This is a genomic window from Paenibacillus sp. SC116 (genome assembly GCF_024733555.1).
Classification (GTDB): Bacteria; Bacillota; Bacilli; order Paenibacillales; family Paenibacillaceae; genus Paenibacillus_B.
The window spans coordinates 1,772,494-1,790,881 of the sequence record NZ_JANIOF010000001.1 but is presented as its reverse complement, the minus strand read 5'-3'; the positions used below and the strand labels follow the sequence as shown (position 1 = coordinate 1,790,881).

General features: G+C 41.7%; 18 protein-coding genes. 12 read left to right on the top strand and 6 right to left on the bottom strand.

Features of this window, described 5'->3' with window-relative positions; translation table 11 throughout:
- Positions 1-158 precede the first annotated feature (158 nt).
- The 4 genes from NQ117_RS07840 to NQ117_RS07825 all read left to right on the top strand — a co-directional run bounded on the left by NQ117_RS07840 (position 159) and on the right by NQ117_RS07825 (position 4,145).
- The gene (locus NQ117_RS07840; RefSeq protein ID WP_258277413.1) at positions 159-677 is read left to right on the top strand and encodes an NAD(+) diphosphatase; all 519 of its coding nucleotides are present in this window, start codon (positions 159-161) and stop codon (positions 675-677) included.
- 170 nt (positions 678-847) lie between these two features.
- On the top strand, positions 848-1,519 hold the full coding sequence (locus NQ117_RS07835) for a response regulator transcription factor (RefSeq protein WP_258277412.1): 672 nt from the start codon (positions 848-850) through the stop codon (positions 1,517-1,519).
- Positions 1,507-2,622, top strand: a complete 1,116-nt coding sequence (locus NQ117_RS07830; RefSeq protein ID WP_258277411.1) for a HAMP domain-containing sensor histidine kinase — start codon at positions 1,507-1,509, stop codon at positions 2,620-2,622. The genes NQ117_RS07835 and NQ117_RS07830 overlap by 13 nt, the downstream gene beginning before the upstream one ends.
- 47 nt (positions 2,623-2,669) lie before the next feature.
- Positions 2,670-4,145, top strand: a complete 1,476-nt coding sequence (locus tag NQ117_RS07825) for a serine hydrolase domain-containing protein (protein ID WP_258277410.1) — start codon at positions 2,670-2,672, stop codon at positions 4,143-4,145.
- Between the two features lie 131 nt (positions 4,146-4,276).
- On the opposite strand, the gene NQ117_RS07820 is transcribed toward NQ117_RS07825, so the two are convergent.
- From NQ117_RS07820 to NQ117_RS07805, 4 genes are all read right to left on the bottom strand, one after another.
- The gene (locus tag NQ117_RS07820) at positions 4,277-4,915 is read right to left on the bottom strand and encodes a nitroreductase family protein (protein WP_258277409.1); all 639 of its coding nucleotides are present in this window, start codon (positions 4,913-4,915) and stop codon (positions 4,277-4,279) included.
- Between the two features lie 24 nt (positions 4,916-4,939).
- A complete protein-coding gene (locus NQ117_RS07815) occupies positions 4,940-5,359 on the bottom strand; it encodes a MarR family winged helix-turn-helix transcriptional regulator (RefSeq protein ID WP_258277408.1) in 420 nt (139 codons plus the stop codon).
- A 985-nt stretch (positions 5,360-6,344) separates the two neighbouring features.
- Positions 6,345-6,722 carry a hypothetical protein gene (locus tag NQ117_RS07810; protein ID WP_258277407.1) on the bottom strand — a complete coding sequence of 126 codons (378 nt, stop codon included), beginning with the start codon at positions 6,720-6,722 and terminating at the stop codon, positions 6,345-6,347.
- A 355-nt stretch (positions 6,723-7,077) separates the two neighbouring features.
- Positions 7,078-7,668 (bottom strand): TetR/AcrR family transcriptional regulator, encoded by a 591-nt coding sequence (locus NQ117_RS07805; protein ID WP_258277406.1) that lies wholly within the window; start codon positions 7,666-7,668, stop codon positions 7,078-7,080.
- Between the two features lie 178 nt (positions 7,669-7,846).
- Between NQ117_RS07805 and NQ117_RS07800 the strand changes: the two genes are divergently transcribed.
- On the top strand, positions 7,847-10,954 hold the full coding sequence (locus tag NQ117_RS07800) for an MMPL family transporter (RefSeq protein WP_258277405.1): 3,108 nt from the start codon (positions 7,847-7,849) through the stop codon (positions 10,952-10,954).
- A 123-nt stretch (positions 10,955-11,077) separates the two neighbouring features.
- On the opposite strand, the gene NQ117_RS07795 is transcribed toward NQ117_RS07800, so the two are convergent.
- Positions 11,078-12,435, bottom strand: a protein-coding gene (locus NQ117_RS07795; RefSeq protein WP_258277404.1) for an IS3 family transposase whose coding sequence is annotated in 2 segments (ribosomal slippage) — positions 11,078-11,982 and positions 11,982-12,435 — 1,359 coding nt in all. Because the reading frame shifts where the segments join, the coding sequence is not laid out codon by codon here.
- A 246-nt stretch (positions 12,436-12,681) separates the two neighbouring features.
- Here NQ117_RS07795 and NQ117_RS07790 point away from each other — a divergent pair.
- Positions 12,682-13,056, top strand: a complete 375-nt coding sequence (locus NQ117_RS07790; RefSeq protein WP_258277403.1) for a hypothetical protein — start codon at positions 12,682-12,684, stop codon at positions 13,054-13,056.
- Positions 13,057-13,268: 212 nt separating this feature from the next.
- Here NQ117_RS07790 and NQ117_RS07785 read toward each other — a convergent pair whose 3' ends face one another.
- Entirely contained in the window at positions 13,269-13,424 is a 156-nt protein-coding gene (locus NQ117_RS07785; protein ID WP_258277402.1) for a DUF1540 domain-containing protein, read from the bottom strand.
- A 483-nt stretch (positions 13,425-13,907) separates the two neighbouring features.
- Here NQ117_RS07785 and NQ117_RS07780 point away from each other — a divergent pair, with 483 nt between their 5' ends.
- From NQ117_RS07780 to NQ117_RS07755, 6 genes are all read left to right on the top strand, one after another.
- Positions 13,908-14,606 (top strand): Crp/Fnr family transcriptional regulator, encoded by a 699-nt coding sequence (locus NQ117_RS07780; protein WP_258277401.1) that lies wholly within the window; start codon positions 13,908-13,910, stop codon positions 14,604-14,606.
- A gap of 148 nt (positions 14,607-14,754) precedes the next feature.
- Positions 14,755-15,417 (top strand): nicotinamide riboside transporter PnuC, encoded by a 663-nt coding sequence (gene pnuC, locus NQ117_RS07775; RefSeq protein ID WP_258277400.1) that lies wholly within the window; start codon positions 14,755-14,757, stop codon positions 15,415-15,417.
- A 19-nt stretch (positions 15,418-15,436) separates the two neighbouring features.
- Complete coding sequence (gene deoD, locus NQ117_RS07770) at positions 15,437-16,144, top strand: purine-nucleoside phosphorylase (protein WP_258277399.1); 708 nt, start codon at positions 15,437-15,439, stop codon at positions 16,142-16,144.
- Positions 16,145-16,328: 184 nt separating this feature from the next.
- Positions 16,329-16,703 carry a MerR family transcriptional regulator gene (locus NQ117_RS07765; RefSeq protein ID WP_258277398.1) on the top strand — a complete coding sequence of 125 codons (375 nt, stop codon included), beginning with the start codon at positions 16,329-16,331 and terminating at the stop codon, positions 16,701-16,703.
- Between the two features lie 2 nt (positions 16,704-16,705).
- A complete protein-coding gene (locus NQ117_RS07760) occupies positions 16,706-17,524 on the top strand; it encodes an SDR family oxidoreductase (RefSeq protein ID WP_258277397.1) in 819 nt (272 codons plus the stop codon).
- Positions 17,525-17,734: 210 nt separating this feature from the next.
- Complete coding sequence (locus NQ117_RS07755; RefSeq protein ID WP_258277396.1) at positions 17,735-18,388, top strand: TetR/AcrR family transcriptional regulator; 654 nt, start codon at positions 17,735-17,737, stop codon at positions 18,386-18,388.

Below are 18,388 nucleotides of genomic sequence, written 5' to 3'. Positions count from 1 at the left end.
CCTCCGTTTAAAATGAATAAAGAGTCCAAAAACTAAGACTCTTTTAGTATATCAAATATTAATTACATTTGATTAATCAAACGATTTACGTTTTTGATATGAATGATTTGTATAATAAAAGTGACATCATACGTTACAGAATGCAGGGTGGAATAGGGATGAAATATTGTTATGCTTGCGGGACGAAGTTGAGTTCCAAGGAATGTGAAGGAGAAGGACTGATCCCCTATTGTGATTCTTGTCAGGTGTTTCGTTTTCCGATCTTCAATACGGCGATTAGCACAGCTATCCTGAATCAAGAACGAAGCAAGGTATTGTTGCTTCAGCAAAACAATAGGAAGGATTACAGCTTGCTAGCTGGTTATGTGAATCAAGGTGAAGCGGCGGAAGAGGCGCTCGTTCGAGAGGTTAAGGAGGAAGTAGGCTTACATGTGGATGAATACAAGTACATGCGAAGCCGTTATTTCGAACGCACGAATACACTAATGTTAAATTTCGTCTCTGTGGTGCACAATGTCGCCGATATGCAGATCAATGAAGAAGTTGATCATGCGGAGTGGTTTACTTTTGCTGAAGCTAGAAAGATTATTATGAAAAATAGCTTGGCGGAGTCTTTTTTACTTTCGATTTTGGAACAAGTTGAGGCAGGCGATTTAGGGCGACTTATACCGAACTGAGTGGGTAAATAGGTCAGGATAAGTGAACGCTATGACTGAAGCAAATCTTCATAGAGCCAACCTACGAACTTTGGAGGTCTATTGTTTGAATGGATGAACCAATGTTGGGGTGCGCTCTATTTTTGTTATGCTGAATTGGATTCAGCGAGTCGAACTTGGGGAGACGGCATATGAAAAAGTTATTAATTATAGATGATGAAGCAGATCTTCGGAAGCTGCTCACGGATTACTTTGAAATGAACGGGTATTTCGTGATGACGGCGAAAGACGGTAATGAGGCGCTGCGGAAAACGGAAGAGCAACCGGACCTTATTTTACTAGATATAAATATGCCTGAACGGGATGGTCTTGAACTATGCAGAAATATCCGACACTTTGTGTCCTGTCCAATCTTGTTTTTAACTGCTCGTGTGGAGGATTCGGATAAAATTGTAGGGTTTCAAGCTGGAGGAGATGATTATATTGTTAAGCCGTTCGGTATTCATGAATTGGGCGCAAGAGTAGAGGCTCATTTACGTAGGGAGATGCGTAGTCAGCATAAGGCATCGGTAAAATTCAATGGAAATTTGGTGATCGATTATTCAGCACGTGTGATGTACTGTGATGGTATCCGACTTTCATTTCCGAAAAAAGAGTTTGATATTATTGAGCTGTTGTCTACGCATCCTGGCATGACATTTGACAAGGAACGCATGTATGAGAAAGTATGGGGGTTTGACGATCGAGGCGACAGCACGGTAATAGCTGAACATATCCGGCGAATTCGAGCTACATGGAAAGAGCATGGCTGCGAAAATTGGATCGAAACCGTCTGGGGAGTAGGATACAAATGGCGAAAATGATCGATTGGCTGCGACTGAAGCTGAACCAGCTAACTTTACTGCAATCTTTTATCTTGTTATGTAGTCTTACGATTATGATCGTGTCGGCTATCATTGTAATGGAATTCGAATGGGCGGAAAATTGGCGAAGACAGTTTGCAAATTATCCTTCAGGAGATGATTGGGTGCTGTACGCACTTATTGCGATTGTGCTTGTGACGGTTGCTACTGGAATCGTTACGATGGCAATCTTTTTTTATAAATGGAAGATGAAACATCCTCTAGAGCTACTAATGAAAGCATCTCAAAAAATCTCCGCAAATGATTTGGATTTCCGTATCTCTTATGATCATAGGGATGAAATGGGAGAACTATGTCATGTATTTGAGAAGATGCGAGGCCAGTTGGAGGAGAATCATAAAGTACTTTGGCGCTCGGTCGAGGAACGGAAACAGCTAAATGCTATTTTTGCTCACGATCTGAGAACGCCGCTGTCTGTTTTAAAAGGATATTCGGAATTTTTGACCGCTTATTTACCTCAAAACAAAATATCGAAGGAAAAACTGCTCGATACGATTCAAACGATGAATGTCCATATTGTACGGCTTGAAAGCTACACCGAGGCTATGAATTCGATTCAGAAGCTGGAGGATATGCCGGTGCACAGCAAAGAAATAGAAGTCGATCAGTTGGCCTCTTTACTGGATAATAGTGCCCGACAAATCGCAGAACGCAGTGTTAAGACATTTAGTTCATTCCTTAATGTTGATTCTAGTAAAATAGCTGTCGATATCCATGTAGTGATGCAGGTGTTCGAGAATATGATCGCTAATGGAGTGCGTTATGCTGCTGGCCATGTAAGTGTGCATTATGAGTTCAGCAAGGCTTACTTTTCTATAACAGTCATGGATGACGGTGCTGGTTTTACTGGTGAAGGGCTGCAAAAGGCGCAGCTTCCTTTTTATCGGGGAGAGATGTGGGAAGCCAATGCGCATCATGGATTGGGACTTTATATTTGTCAGGTGTTATGCGAGAAGCATAAGGGGAGTCTGTATATCGACAACAATCCTCATAGCGGTGGAAAAGTAACTGCACGTTTTTTTGCAGAGTTGATAAATAGTTGAAAATGATAGCTTAGTATCTCCTTATTACCTATATAAGGAGTGCTACGATGACTATTTCGCAAAAGAAGCTATTGTTGTGTTTAAGTTGTTTGCTGTTGATGGTGTTTAGCTTTGCTAATTCTGTTCTCGCTGTAGAAGTTCGAAATAAGGACGAAGTCCTCCAACAAATTGATGAGCACGTTACTAAAACGATGAAAATCAATAATATCGAGGGTGCGGCCTTATCGATCACCAATAACGATGGTGTGTTCTATGCAAAAGGCTATGGTGCAGATTCCGAGGGGGATGCAATAACGGGAAGCACCCCTCTTCCCATCGCTTCCTTGAGCAAGTCCTTTACGGCACTAGCTGTGCTGCAATTGGTGGAGACGGGTCAAATTAAACTTGATGCGCCATTTACCACCTATTTCTCAGATGCAGAACTTTCACCTATGGACAAGCGTGTTAACGAGATTACGATCCGACAGCTGCTACATCAAACAAGTGGCCTTCGTGACAAAGTGAATCCCGACATGACACAATTCCCGCAATACGAAACGCTGCAGGAGACAATTACATCGTTGAACAAAGTTAAACTTGCACATGATCCTGGCGCAGCTTATAGCTACCATAATCCGAATTATCAATATTTAGCTTTGCTTGTTGAGAAAGTAAGTGGACAACGATTTTCTTCATATTTAGAAGAACATATTTTCAAACCATTGGGGATGAATCAGACTGTCAACGTGAGTACGACACAGCAAATCAATGACAATGATGCGATTCCGAAGGGACATTACCTTGTATTTGGCCATTCAGTCAGCAGAGCTGAGCCTAATTGGTTTGTAGATGGTCCTGCCGGTATGATTTCTACTGCCGAAGATATGGGGAAATGGATGCTTGCTCAATACAATGGAAGAATTCTTGCCTCGGAGCTTATGGCTCAATATCATGCAGCCGGACAAGGCGGTGGTCCCTATGGAATGGGATGGATAGCAGGTGAGGATGAACGTTGGGGGCAGACGATTTCTCACGGCGGGATTTTTTGGACCTACAAGGCGGAAGAAATCATTTTTTTGGATCAGCAGCTTGGCATTACGATGATGTTTAATACAGGATTGAATGCTTTTGTTGACTACGCTGCTATTGTTAACGGAGTAGCTCAAATTATGATGGGCGAAAAGGCTGAACCCTCTACTTTAAACAGTAGGAATATGGAGATCGCTATGATTGTGCTGTTGATTGCAGCAGTCATTTGGGGAGTGTATGGATTCATCCGTAGGAACCAAAGGAAGAAACGAATTACGATTGTGGGATTGTTTATTTCTTCGATTGTAAGTTTGCTGCCGATGTTGCTTCTCTTGTTCTTGTCACCAATCGCTACATTTATTGGGGGCGGGCGTGTTGTGCCTCTATTCGGACTATGGATGGCGATGCCATCAATGATTATATTTCTAGCTGTATTATCGTTGGTAAGTGTAACGAATATGGTTTGTCGAATTCATTTCTTTTTCAAAATAAGAGTCAAAACGCAGCCTATGTAGGTTGCGTTTTTTGTGTGGATTACCTAGATGGCGAGGATAAAACAAGAACCGACCCTGCCCGTAAGGTTGGAGTCGGTTCGAAGCATGAAGTACATCTAATAGCGTAGTTAACTACATTTTTCAGTGGAAATTTATTTCCAAGTAGCTACTGTTTCAACAGGCAAGCGATAGGAAGGGTATCCCTCTTTAGCTGATTTTCCGATGCTGATTAGCATAATCGGTTGATAACGCTCTTTGTCCATTTCAAAAGCTTCAGCGATTTTATCTTTTTCATAACCGCCAATTGCGTTCGTATCATATCCGTGTGCACGGGCAACTAGCATCAATTGCATCGATACAAGTCCACCATCGATAAAGTTAACATCGCGCAGATCCGCCGCAGAGATCGTATCATAGTATGGCTTGTACATATTCATTACCACGTCTTTCATTTCTTTCGGCAAATAACCAAGTTCTATGGATTTACTGAATATTTCATCCATGTACGACGCATTTTCCATATCCGCGAATACAGCTATAACGGCAGAAGATGTGAGCACCTGTGTCTGATTGAATTTCGCTAACGGGGCAAGTTTCTCTTTGCCTTCCTTGCTTTCGATAACGACAAAGCGCCAAGGCTGCATGTTAACAGAGGATGGAGCTTTCGTAGCTCCTTCGAGAATTGCGGTCATTTCCTCTTTGCTGATTTTAACCTCAGGATCATATTCTTTTACAGAACGACGTCCATATGTGATTTCGTTAAAGTCATTTGTTTTTTGAAATGTGCTCATGATATTTAACAGCTCCTTATTGAGTTAAATGTTGTTTTTTATTCGTTCGAGAAAATCGGCCAGAACCGGAATCTCTTCATCATTGAAGTCCTTCAAAATCTGACGTATGAAGTTTTCTTTTTCGAGTTTGTAGCCTTCAATTTTTTCAAGTCCTTCATCAGACAAGCGAACAAAGGTTTCGCGATTATCGTCAGGATTTTTGCGTCTCGTCACCATGCCCTCAGCTTCAAGCTGCTTTAGATGACGAGTAATAGCAGCATTGTCTATGTTAATGCGCTTTTGCAAGAGGGACTGTTTAACCTCGTCTACCCCGCACAGCTCGTGCAAAATCTCGAGACGAGACGAGCCTATGCCTGTACAATTTTCGAATTTGTGATGGAGCTTGTTGCACAATCCGTTAAGCAGAGTCAAGATTTGCTTCTCCTTGGAATCATTGTGCGTCATGACTTCGGGCCTCCTAAGAGAGAGTGTACATGTGAATAACTTCGTTATGAAAATTCATCTCGTCGTCATTCATAATCATTGATAGCTCAATTATTGATGTATCAATGATTGATGTATCAAGTAATATAACATTGGTAGGTGGATAATGCAAACATACACTTTTTCTTCTCATACGCTTCAATGGTGTAATTAAAATTAGAATTGGGAGAATGGTGGATAAGGCCGTTATGCCGGAGCGCAATCGATGGGGAGTGCGAGAATGGAAGTGGCTGTGCTGGAGCGCAATCGATGGGGAGTGCGATAATGGCAGTAGCTGAGTCAGCTTTCGTATTTCGATACGACGGGGCGGCTCATCTAACGGTTGCTATTGACGTTATTAACGCAAAATCGGTCGTATACCATTTTTAACGGTCGTGAGTGCGCTTATTTTGCCTGTTGTAGTGAATGATATCGCTCTCAATAACAAATAAGCTCGCTGGCAACCATTACATTTCTAAATGAGTAAATGGCCACTGAATAGCCTCTATAGCAACCGTTACGTTCTTGCAACTGATTCGGTTCTGTCGAAAGAGTTATGTATGTAGTAAGAATGGGGTTTACTTCGGGTTCATTGCGAAGAAAAAGAGGAGGAATGTAAAGTGAGAGCGTTCATAGAGCGTACTAAAAAGTGAAAGTAGTAAGAGGCATTTTGGCGTAGTGATAATAAAAGGAAATCCGAATAATTTCTTATTATTACTAGAAGAAGAAAATGTAGTGGGTGTGGTGTTCTGCTCACGTTCACTTTTGTTTGTAAGCTTAGCTTTGGTCGGGAATAGACCGATGCTGTAGTTGAAAGAGTTGTTATTACGAAGACGAAATAAGGGAAGGGGTTGTCACTCAGGTTGATTAATACCTTTGAGACAACCCCTTTCGTTTATAATGAGAACGGAGCGTTGTTATTTGATTATGCGAATGCTAATGCGAACATATGGCAGTCTATTTTAACCTAGTACGTGCGCCAAGAGACACTTGGTCCCATCCAGTTAGATGGAATTGTAATGACGTATTTGTAAGTACCAGCAGGTAGATTATCCGAATAAACAGTGCCGCTGCGAATGCCGTTATCGGTAGGCCGTCCTCCTTCAACGCTAGCTGCATTGATCGCTACATCACCCGAACTTGTAACCCGATAAATTTCGATATACATCCAACCGTGAATACGAGAATCGTAAGCGGAATAGTCCAGCGCGAGATTGCCGCCTGTATGCGTGGTAACACCTGTCTCCGTTCTTGTTGTACTAGCGGAAGCAGTTGCTGCAAATGCACTTGTTGCAAATACGAGAAGCATAATAATCGCAATCAGTCCAAAACTAGCTTTTTTCATTTGACTTTTCCTCCTTGGAATGGGTTTGATGATGCCTCAAGCACAACGATACATCATGGATTCGAGATTCGAAGATCACCCCCTTATCAGATTCCAAAAGTTCGCTTTCATTATCTTGTTTAAAGCACATCTGTCAGATTGATTTGAGAAAGTAGCGGGAATGTTGAATAGCTCTAAGGAGTATGGTAGAAAAAAGTGGATGTCTGATACTTGATTGTATTCTATACTAACCTTTCCAATATAGACAGGTAATATATTCTAATATTTATCGTGTCTCTTTATATAGAAGGAAAGCTAGAATAAGCCAAACGATCATTAGGATACCTTCCTAGTGCATCACTTGGCTTATTTGCTATTATTTCGATGATGGTAATAAAAAAGGTTGAAAGCCTTGTACCATAATACGGCTGACCGATGATGCTAAGTCATCAAGGGAACCGTTAAGTTTTCCTTCGAACCAGTCTTGATACATCGCAACGAGGCCGCTTGCAAAAAAGTTGACGTGAAGAATAAACGCTTCACGTTCTTGGTCCGTATCCATCTTTCGTTCATAGCCGAGGAGACTCTCGATCAGTACGGCTTTGACCTTCGTCATAAATGTGCTTGCAGCATCGACCGCAATGAGCATGCGGTAAAATTCAATATCTTGACCTAGGAAATTCGACACTTTTGCTAAGAAAGGCATCATATTTTGAATGAGATCGGTATGTTTGAATTCATCGAGAAATTCAATCATCTTCTCCATAATTTCATTTTCAATTTGTTCAATGACAGCATGCACGTCCGAATAATGGGCATAGAATGTTCCACGGCTAATATCGGCTCGCTCGACAATATCTTTGATCGTAATTTTTTGATACTCTTTTTCCAGCATTAACTCAACCAAAGCACGACGAATCATGTTCCTCGAACGAATAGCGCTTCTATACTCTGCTTTTTCCCTCATTTTGGTATACTCCTTATTTTGTTCAAAATTAAACATTTTAATTTTATTATATTCAAAATTGAATAAATGATTAAAAATTGACCATTGTATGCTTTTAACACACTGAGTATACTTTCTTTATGTATAAAAGTAAACACGTGTTTAGTTTTGTGAATGTTGAAAAGATAGGAGATAGAAAATGAGGAACATTAAAAATTTGAGGCTCGCCTCGATTATCGCTTGGATATTGATTACCGTAGTCATCGTAATGACGATGCCGAATCTCGGTGAATTAGTGAGGGAAAAGGGGCAAGTGTCGATTCCCGACAGTGCGCAAAGTAATGTAGCGCATGAGATGCTGCGTCAGATGGATGAGAAAAGTGGTGATAGCTACTCGATCATTGCTGTATTTAATAGTGGAAGTGATAAGCCTTTAACGAGTGAACAGCATCAACAAATTGAATCTGTCATTTCACAATTTAAATCGAAGCAAAAGCAGCTTGGGATTGAAAATATGCTCACCCATTTAGATGATGAGCATACGAAGAGCCAGCTCGTATCGAAAGATAAGACGACGGTTCTAACACAGCTGTCTGTTAGTCGTAGTCAAGGTACGATCTCTGAAGCAACAGAGCCGCTAGAAGCGTTGATGAAGGTGGACGCTTTAGAAACGTATTTGACAGGCAACAGTCTTGTTATCGAAGATTTTGTAAAGTCGACAGAAGAAGGTATTAAGAAAACCGAAATCATTGCGGTCATTTTTATTATCGTCGTACTTATTATCGTATTTCGCTCTCCTATCGTACCAGTTGTTTCGCTAGTAACGGTGGGGATATCCTATGTCGTGTCGCTAGGCGTCGTAGCTCATTTTGTAGAGTGGTTTAACTTTCCGTTTTCTAACTTTACACAAGTGTTTCTAGTCGTCATCTTATTTGGTATTGGAACCGATTATAATATTTTATTATTCTCTCGATTCAAAGAAGAGCTTACACGTCAGGAAAACACGCTTGCAGCTGTAAAAGCGACGTATCGCTCTGCTGGAAAAACGGTATTGTATAGTGCGTTAGCCGTATTTATCGGCTTTATGGCCCTTATTTTGGCGGAGTTCGGTATTTACCGAGCAAGTTCTGCGGTAGCAATTGGTGTAGCGGTACTTGTGCTTGTGCTGATGACATTGAATCCGGTCATTATGTTTACGTTAGGGAAGAAGATGTTTTGGCCAGTTAAAAAGTTCGATGGACATGGAGAGAGCCGCATTTGGGGTGTGCTAGCGAAGACATCCGTGGCAAGACCGTTCCTAGCGCTTTTATTTATTGCAATATTATGCATCCCGTTCGTGATGAAATATAGTGATTCCTTGAGCTACAACGACTTGCTGGAGGTTGATGACAGCTATGCTTCCAAGCAAGGTATTCAGGTCATTGAGAAGCATTTCTCACCAGGATTTTCTTCACCGACGACTTTGTTCATACAGTCTGATACGCCATTAGACAATGCCAAGTCATTGCAAGAGCTGGATGAGCTTGCGGAACAAATCTCGAAGATGTCTGGTGTAGCCGAAGTGTATACAACGACTCGTCCGGTAGGTAAGAAGATGGATGAGTTATATATGAAAGACCAATCGAAGGAACTCAATAAAGGTTTAGGAGATGCTTCAAAAGGGGTAGGGGAAATTAACGACGGATTGTCTTCTGCGGAAAAAGAAATCGGTCAAGCAGATACGAAGGGCGTACAAAATGTACAGCTGCTTATCGATGGAACCAATGAAGTGAAGACGGGTGTTACGAGTTTAGGGAAAGCGATTGATGAGCTATCGAAAGGTGTAGGTTCAGGGTCTAAAGGCGCTAAACAACTGGAAAGCGGTCTATCATCGCTCAAAGAACAAATGAACCTGTTATCTCAATCATTACCGAAGCTGCATAAAGGTTATTCGGAGCTTGAAGCAGGACTTTCTTCCTTTGGAACTCAATTTGCAAGTTTAGAGCAAGCGATTGGGGGAGCGGCGCAGGCATTTGAACAAATTGAAGGCACGTTGGGCATTTATGTTCAATCCAGTCCAGATGCAGCGAATGATGAGCATTTGCAAACGGCAATCGGCATTGCCGCAGCAGGCAAACAGCAGATGAAGGAATTAGCTAAGCAGCTAAGCGGATTGAAAACGGAATATGACAAAGCGATGTCATCCTTTAAACAAGCAAACACTTCGCTGTCCGCCGTAAATGGTGGTTTCGTACAATTGCAAAGCGGCGTGTCGCAGCTGCATGAAGGATCATCCCGTTTACAAGATGGATTGCAAAAAGCAGCCGACGGATCAAATAAAATGACTTCAGTCTCTCCTGCGCTTCAAACAGGTTTGACAGACATCAATGCAGGACAAAAGCAGCTGCTCTCCGGATTAACGGAGTTAACAGGCAATATGGAAAAGCTGCAATCAGGATTGTCTGCGAGTACGAAAGGTTTGGAAGAAGTGAATACGGGCTTGGCTGATGCTCAGAACTATTTGCAAGGGCTAAGTGATTCCAAGGCTTCGGAAAAGTTCTATATTCCTCAAGATGTATTGAAGAGTGATGAGTTTAAACAAGCGATGGACATGTACATGTCTGAGGATCGCAAAACGGTACAAATGAATATTATGCTGGACGTGAATCCGTATTCGAAAGAAGCGATGGGGATAGTAAAACAGATCAATGCAGAAGTACAGGCTGCGGTCAAAGGAAGCGATTTGAAACAGGCCAAGGCAGCATTGGGCGGAAAAACAGCTGAAAATGTCGATCTTGAAGCGATCGCAAGCGGTGATTTTGCTCGAACAGCAACGATTATGTTGATCGGCATTGGGATTGTCCTCATTTTCATTACACGTTCCTTGTGGATACCGATCTTTATTATTCTTTCCTTGGTGCTAGCGTACTTTACCGCGCTTGGGATTAGTGAATTTTTAGCTACACATTTGCTCTCTGTAAATGAATTAGGCTGGAATGTTCCGTTCTTCAGCTTCATTATGATTGTGGCACTAGGGGTAGACTACAGTATTTTCTTAATGATGCGCTATCGTGAAATGGAAGGTCATTCTGCTAAAGAAATGATCGTGGCTGCTCGTCAGATGGGCGGGGTAGTCATTTCGGCAGCGATCATTCTTGGTGGTACATTTGCGGCGCTCATTCCTTCAGGGGTGTTGACGCTAATTGAAGTTGCTATGACGGTTATTATCGGTCTATGCTTGCTTGGATTTGTAATGCTGCCGATTATGCTTCCTGCCTTGTTAGCAGTAGTGGAGCGGGTACAAAAGCTAGGCGTTAGAGAAAAGTAAAGGCAAAATTAACTTTGTGGTTTCTAGATGTAAGAGGACTCATATAACGTATGTAGAGTAAAAGATGGACTGAAAAATCCGACCTTACTGAAGTGACCCCATAAAGTTAGACAGGTTATTTCTTTAGGCGACTTGTTGGGCGTGAGTTCGGTACTGTACCGGGCTCATGCCTTTTAGTTTTGCCTTAATTCGTTTGTGATTGTAATAATAGATGTATGCAGATAGCTCTTGTTTAAAATGTGCAATACTATCGAATTCTTTTGCATACAGAAATTCAGATTTCATTATGCCAAAGAAGCTTTCCATAACGGCGTTATCGTAGCAGTTACCTTTACGGGACATACTTTGCTTGATGCCATGTTCTTCGAGGGCATGCCGATACTGTTTCATCTGATAGTGCCAGCCTTGGTCAGAGTGAATCAGGAGCTTATCTTCATCCGTAACTCGCTTGAATGCTTGATCCAACATGGTGGAAACCAGAGAATAGACTGGTCTTGAACCGATCGTGTACGTAATTATTTCACCATTATACAGATCTAGTACAGGAGATAAATATAGTTTTTCACCAAACATTTTGAACTCTGTTATATCCGTAACCCACTTCTCATTCGGCTTTTCAGCGTGAAAATTGCGTTCTAAAATGTTTGGTGCAATCTTACCAACATCGCCTTTATATGAACGGTATTTCTTCATGCGTACCAAGCTCTTTAATCCCAATATCTTCATCAAACGATGTACCTTCTTATGATTAACACGGTGTCCGCGATTTACTAACTCGTCTCGAATACGGCGATATCCGTAGCGACCCTGGTGTTCCTTGTAGATGGTCTGAATAACGTATTTTAGCTCAGCATCTTTGTCTGGCATATTGAACGTATTTACCACGTAATAGTATGTGCTACGAGGAATATCTGCTAGCTGCAAGAGTGCTTTCACTGAGAATTCGTTCCTTAGTTCATAAACTACTTGCGCTTTGTCTTGTTTGGTGATTTTTCCTTGTTTTGAACTAAGGCATTCAACTTTTTTAAATACGCATTCTCCATCCGTAAACGTTCTACCTCTGCTTGTAAAGCTTCTACTGACCCTTCTACGAATGTTGAATTTTTTTGTTCATTCAAACTTTTTTTCATGGAGGGACGCCCCTTTTTCTTTGTTTGTAGGGCGTCTATCCCATGTAATTCTAAGCTTTTTTGCCAGCTTAAAATGGTACTATGACTCGCAATATTAAATACCGCAGCCGTTTCCCTAACAGACGTCCCATGTTGATTCATATAGTTAAGTACGTCTAGTTTATCCTGTACGGAATACGGTGTATAGTTCTTTGTAAAAACCTCTTCACCATGGTATTCATATTGTTTAATCCAGTTTGTTAAGACGGAGTGATGGACTCCTATAGATTTCGCAATCGATTTCGTGCCTTCCGATCCATATTGATAACGTAGAACAGCTTGTAATTTTTCGTATGAACTAAACTTAGCCATAAAAAAACTGCACCTCCAATGTTAGATGGTGTCTAACATTTGGGGTGCAGTTCATACAAGGGTCGGATTTTTTCCTTATTGACATTACTACGAAATGGTATTAAATTGAGATCGAGGATATACTACGATATCGTATTAAATTCGAATGAACAGTTGGATTGGAGAACTAGTGCTGCTTAATAGGTCGCCAGGAACAATCTCAGTAAATCTTTTATTTATCTATGTTTCATAAGGAGGTATACAGATATGAATTGGCAAGATGCAGCTTTGCTGGCAGCTGGAATGATCGGAAGTATCGTGGCGGTGATTCATGGTATTTTGACTCAACGATTAATGGTCAGGCCTTTGCTCGAGTCTTCGCTCACGGAGCTGCAGAAACTGGTCAAAATGCTCGTGCCGCCGCTCTTACAGTTCAGTACGTTCAACTGGTTCCTCGGGGGTCTAGCCTTAATCGCCTCTATTTGGTTCGGGCCGGACGTTAGGCTCGCAATTGGTCTGCTCGTCGGCACCTCCTACCTGTTTGCGGCTATTGTTGCCCTCTGGGCATCTCGCGGACGTCATCCTGGTGGTTTGCTTTATGCGGTTGCGCTCATTTTAATTATCATTGGCATCAATCCGTAGTGAGTGACAAAACAAGCATGGTACTAACTTTTGCTTACATGTGAAAATAATTCTCAATTAGAGGTTATACTTGTACTAAAGAGACAGAAACGCTGCTGAAATGTTTGGTCGAGAACAACTAAAAAGAGCACCCCCCGCTAGGGATGCTCTGCGTGCAGTGTAGCTAATTTTTATATGGACCGATGTGCTGCATAAACTTGCGTAATGAAAATCTAAATTTTCGGTTCGAACGTTTTGCAGTCTGTCTCTCCGCTGTTGCTCGCTTGATTGCCGCGATTATTTACGACATAGATGGACGATGCGGCACATTTGTTGCCTGCTGCCCAGAACTTGCAGCTGTTTACTTCACACAATACGTCTTTAGCCATAGTGTTCACCTCCTTACTTATTAAGGATGGTCGAATACTATGGCTCTTTATACTTGAAAGCCATATTAACAAATTTTCGTTGCCTGCTCCTATTTTAACGGTCGCGATAAGCGTTATTTGAACAATTTCTTAAAATGTGCCAAAGTAACGGTTGTATCAGCGCTTAAGTGAGCGATGTACCTCGTTTTCTAGAGATTTTTAATTGAATAACGTTTCCCACAACCGTTATCCTTACAGAAAGCTATATTTTTGCATAGTAGTGTCCGTGGCAACCGTTAGAGTTTTCGACCAGCCATTATTCGATAGATCCAACGTGACGAACATAGCTTTCCATATACAGTGGCTTGGCCCATATTATTAACAAAGGACATTTGTCCCGAATAATTGTGGATTGCTCGCTAAAGTGCCGTTATTTTATATAGATGACGGACTGGCGTCCTATCCTAGATTCGTGCCAAAAATATATACTTGAGGTGAATCAACATGGGGATGCAGCAAATGATTAAATATATGGAACAAAACGAAAAGATTTACGCAATGATGAAGCAATGCCCCTACGAAATCTTGCGTGAATGGAAGCTGACCGAGTTCAAGGCCGGCACCATTTTGTTTTCTCAAGGCGATATTCAGGATAGCTTCTACATTATGGTGGAGGGCGTCGCTGATATTAGCGTTATTGGCGAGAACGGCAAGAAATATGTGCAGTCAACTTATCACAAAGGGGACATGATTGGAGAGCTTGAGATCGTGGACCGCCTTCCTTTTATCAGCAACGTGGAAGCGGTTACGGATGTGGTGCTTATGGGTCTGAAGCGCGAGCATTTTTTGAACTGGCTCCAGTTGGACCGCAATTTTAACGAGTATTTTATCCGCAGCATTTTGAAGCTTCAGTATGACATTCTGAAAAAGGAGGGAGACAACAATCTGTACACCCTGCATGATCGAGTGTGTAGTTATTTGCTCCGTTGTCTGCCGCATGGACAAAAGAGGGCAGAAGGAATTGTAATTAAGGTTGATAAGCAGCAGCTTAGTCATCAATTTGCTGTCACTCCTCGAAGCATCAATCGTATTTTGTCAGACTTGAAGAAGCAGGGCATCATCGATTTGCGCAAGCAGGAACTTATTGTGTTGGATGCGATGCAATTGCAGTTAGAGCTGGAAGAACGAAAGAGCCGAGATTAACAATTGAAATTGCACAGTGCACAGGATTTATATGCTGAAGTAGGTATTCGGTAAAATGAAAGCCTTATCATGAAGCGTGAAAATGGTTTTCACAAGTTGAAATGAAAGCGTAAGCATCAGGTTAGTCTACTATGGGAGGATGTAAAACATGATTAAACACCCTTTGTTTGTCATTATTGCTTGTGCCATAAGTATTGCGGCAGGTTTTAAGCTAGGATCTTCGTACATTGAAATCTTTGCTTCTGTCATGGGTGTCATCAACGTATGGCTATTGGCGAGACAAAAGGTTCTCAATTTCTTGTTTGGTGCAATAGCGGTAGCATGCTTTATGTACATTTACTTCAATACAGGCCTTTATGCAATGGTTGTTCTGGCAGCACTTCAGATTATCTTTAACATCTATGGCTGGTATTACTGGGTTAAGAACAAAGGCGAAGAAGATGTTGTACCGACTATTCGTTTGTCATCCAAGGGCTACATGATTTGGATAAGCATTATTTTGGTATCTTGGGGTATTTGGTCTTATATTCAAGTGAAGTTTACGGACGCAAGCAATCCTTATTTGGATGCGTTTATCGCGGTAATTGGTTTGGCTGCACAGTACTTATTGAGTAAAAAGATTTTGGAAAACTGGCATTTGTGGATTTTGATGAATGTCATTTCTATCGTGGTGTACTTCTCTACAGGATTGTATGTGATGATTTTGCTGGCTGTTATAAACTTGTTCCTATGCATCGATGGTTTAATCGAATGGAAGCAAGCTCATCAAGCGAACCGAAATCGTGAAGGTGCAACAGGTACGGGGTTCTAAGGGATAGGAGGAATACATCATGAGTTTTCATATTGAAGCAAAAGTAGGCGATATTGCTGAAACGATATTGCTGCCTGGTGATCCGATGCGCGCGAAGTTTATCGCTGAGAATTATCTACAGGATGCCGTATGCTACAATCGTATTCGTGGCATTCTAGGATACACAGGCACTTATAAAGGAAAGCGTATCTCGGTGCAGGGTACGGGAATGGGCATGCCTTCGATGTCGATTTATGCGACGGAGTTGGTCAATGATTATGGAGTAAAGAACTTGATTCGCATTGGCTCAAGTGGATCCTACCATACTGATGTTCAGCATATGGACTTGATAGTAGGTACGGCTGTATGTACAAGCTCTGCCATGTTCAGACATGAATTCGAGAACTTCTCCTACGCGCCGGCTGCTGACTTTAAGTTGGTAAGAACAGCGTATGATATGGGAGAGAAGCTAGGCTTGCCAGTGAGAGCTGGATTGATTATGACAGAAGACCATTTCTATGACGGTAATGAGCCTATGTATAAAAAGATGGCTCAATACCAAGTATTAGCGTGCGACAATGAGTCAGCGGCTATGTATATGGTTGCTGCCAAATATAATGCTCGGGCGTTATCCATTTTAACGGTTACCGACCATATGTTGACGAATCAAACGATTACTTCGGAAGTTCGTGAGACGGCACTCCATGACATGATCCGCATGGGATTGGAGACGGCTATCACGTTGTAATCGAAATAAAGTGAAGCTACGTGACATTGCATTGAATCATCAAGCCGACATATCTAATTAAGAAAGCAGCCCATCGTGGCTGCTTTTTTTGTTTGCCAGTATCGCAAATTAGCTCTTGACCCTCACATTAATGTGAAGGTTTATAATAAATGTAGAGCGCTGGATAGAAATGGAGGAGATCGGGATGAAGATCGGAAAAGTCATTAAAATGACCGGAGCAAGTGCCCGTTCGATTCGACATTATGAGGACAAAGGCTTAATCAAGCCTGCCCGCCAAAATAATAATTATCGTGAATTTGATGAAAAGGTAATTGAGTCTATTCAAACGATCCAGCTTTATTTAGGTCTAGGACTGAATACGGAGCAGATTAAAGACATTTTATTTTGTAAATTTCCCGAACAACAAGAGCACGCAGATAAAGGCGTTTATTGCGAAGAATTGCTGCATCTATATGAAGCGAAGTTAAGTGAAATTAATAGCCAACTAAACTCGCTAAACGATGCAAAATCATCTTTGGTTGAAAAGATCAATTACATGTTAGAGCAGAAGGAGGAATAGCAATGACGATTTTAGTAACGGGAGCGACAGGTACGGTTGGACAGCATGTTGTCGATCAACTGCTTCGCAGAGGGCAAAAAGTAAGGGCATTAACACGCAATCCACAAGCCAAACTTCCTGAAGGAGTCGAGATTGCATTTGGCGATTTAAGTGAGCCAAGTACGTTGGCCGAGGCATTCGAAGGAATAACAGCTATACATTTGATGACGACTGGCGCAGAATATGTCCCATTGCAAACAGGTCCAGAAATTGTCGAGCTAGCTAAAAAGGCTGGAGTTCGTAAAGTTACCGTATTGTGGACGGGTCAAAAAGGTGTTGTTGAGCAAGCCGTTGAGGCTAGTGATCTGGAGTGGACACATCTTCATCCTGTCGAGTTTATGTCTAACGTACGCAAATGGTCAGATTCCATCCGTAATGAAGGGATCATCAGGGATTTGTTCAGTGGCTCACTGAATGCATCCGTTCATGAAGCTGATATTGCCAGAGTAGCGGCGGTTGCATTGACTGAGAATGGCCATGCCGGCAAAGAGTATATCTTGACTGGACCTGAAGTGTTATCTGTTGATGATCAAGTTCGGATTATCGGAGAGGTAACAGGACAGAAGCTGACTTTGGTTGAGACGACGGAAGAAGAAGAACGTGAGCAGATGAGAAAAATGGGGGTTCGAGAGGATGTCATTAACTACGTGATAAGCTGGCATCTCAATCCACCGCCAATTGCATACACAATAGTACCTACAATAGAAGAAGTTCTCGGACAACCTGCGTACACCTTTAAGCAATGGGTGGAGGAAAATGCGAGTTATTTTATAAAATCGTAGCGAATGATTTGTAGGCTTTCAAATAGATGTAGAAGTCGGTTTCATTTACGTATAAGCGTATAAGTAAATAGGTGTTCAGTAAAACACGATCCGAAGGGTCGTGTTTTTTATGTTTGTGGAGTTGAAAACCGAGTATTGACGATTTGGCAAATCATAGGTTATTATTTTTTTATTCCGACTGTACAGTATAAATAAAAGTAAGGTGAAATCATGCCCAAATTAGGAATGGAACCGATACGTCGTGCAGATGTTATCAATGCGACATTAACTTGTATTAGTATGTATGGAATTGATGGCATGACGCTGGATAAAGTGGCTGAGCACGCAGACTGCTCTAAAGGAGTCGTCACTTATTATTTTAAGAACAAGGATAATTTGACAGTCGAAGCCTTCAAGGCATTCATGGCCTATTATGGTCAAAAGATACAAGCAAAAATTGATCCAACGATGACTCCCGCGGAAATGATGGGCGTTACACTTAAATATATCCTACCGCCATATCAAGATGACGCGGATCAGAGTATTAATGTATCGCAGTTGGAAGGAATCGAAAAGATGTACATTCCGTATGAGGATCAAGGAAAGCTCTTTGTACAGTTTTTCTCCAAAGCTGCATTAGATCCTAAATTGCAGGAAGTCGTCGCGAAGAGCTATACGGCTGATCTTCATGGCATTGCTAAAATTTTTGATTACGGTAACATGACAGGCCACATGTCAGTGAAAGATTCCCCAAGCGCAGCCTATGGGCTGTTAGCAATGGTAGTTGGTCTTAGTTTCTTTAGAGTCACCAATATTCCACCCGTAAATGGCGAAGATAATCGCTACATTTGCGAGGATTATGTGAGTAGGTTTAGAGGAGGATAA